This is a genomic window from Pseudomonas sp. NY15356, assembly GCF_048068175.1.
GTDB classification, from domain to species: domain Bacteria; phylum Pseudomonadota; class Gammaproteobacteria; order Pseudomonadales; family Pseudomonadaceae; genus Aquipseudomonas; species Aquipseudomonas putida_K.
Genome location: NZ_JBLUPW010000071.1, coordinates 1 through 1,113, shown reverse-complemented (window position 1 = coordinate 1,113; position 1,113 = coordinate 1). Strand labels below are relative to the sequence as shown.

1 protein-coding gene is annotated in these 1,113 nt (G+C 60.5%); it reads left to right on the top strand.

The features are described from left to right. Positions 1-55: 55 nt before the first annotated feature. Positions 56-1,084, top strand: coding sequence for an IS30-like element ISPsp7 family transposase (locus tag ACNFCI_RS23955; protein ID WP_100414200.1), 1,029 nt, complete (start codon positions 56-58; stop codon positions 1,082-1,084). Positions 1,085-1,113: the final 29 nt, after the last annotated feature.

Here is a 1,113-nt window from a genome sequence, read left to right as displayed (position 1 = left end):
GGCGGCGGCAAAAACTGAGTGCAACACCTGACCTTTCCGGTACGGTGCTGCCCCTATGTCTTATACCGAACTCAGCGTTGAAGAGCGCGCCACCATACAAATCGGTCGTACCCAAGGCTTCAGCCTGCGTAGGATTGCCTGCTTGATCAACCGATCCCCTTCGACCATCAGCCGGGAGCTGCGCCGTAACCGAGGTGCTTGCGGTGGCTACTCGGCCCGCCTGGCCCAGCAGCAAATGCAGGCCCGCCGCCAGGTTTGTCGACCGATGCGAAAACTGTTGCCGGGTAGCGAGCGCTTCGAACTGGTGACCCATATGCTGCGTGAGCGTTTGTCTCCCGAGCAGATTGCCGGCAAGCTGCGCAGCATGAACATACCCAACCTGCGAGATGCCTACGTCTGTCGCGAGACGATCTACAACGCGATCTATGCCCTGCCAGTGGGTGAGCTGCGTAAGGAGCTGATCATCTGTCTGCGCCAAGGCAAGACGACGCGCCGGCCGCGCTCTGGTGGCGTGGATCGGCGCGGCCAGATCCCCGAGATGGTCAGTATTCATGTGCGCCCGCCGGAGATTGAAGACAGGCTGATGCCGGGGCATTGGGAAGGCGACCTCATCAAGGGTAAGGCCAACGCCTCGTCCGTCGGTACGCTGGTGGAACGCACCAGTGGCTACCTGATGTTGGTGAAGATGAACGACGCGACGGCGACTTCGGCGCTGGAAGGCTTCAGTGCAGCGCTCAATGGCATGCCGCTGGAGATGCGCAAGAGCATGACTTACGACCAGGGCCGGGAGATGGCGCGACACGCCGAGATCACCCAAAGAACCGGCGTGGCGATCTACTTCTGCGACCCGCACAGCCCCTGGCAGCGCGGCAGCAACGAAAACATCAACGGCCTGATTCGCCAGTACTTGCCCAAGGGCACAGACCTGTCGATACATAGCCAGGAGGAGCTGGACGCCATTGCGCTGCAACTGAACATGCGACCGCGCAAGCGCTTCGACTTCAAATGCCCCATCGAGGTGATGGGAGAGGTCATGCAAAATGCCATGGCAATGCGGCATGATGCTCCGGCTTCAATTCAATAACCGTGTTGCACTCAGCTCCTGCAACCGCC

Coding starts and splice junctions, on each gene's coding strand:
- ACNFCI_RS23955 (WP_100414200.1), top strand. CDS start 56: ATGTCTTATACCGAACTCAGCGTTGAAGAGCGCGCCACCATACAAATC.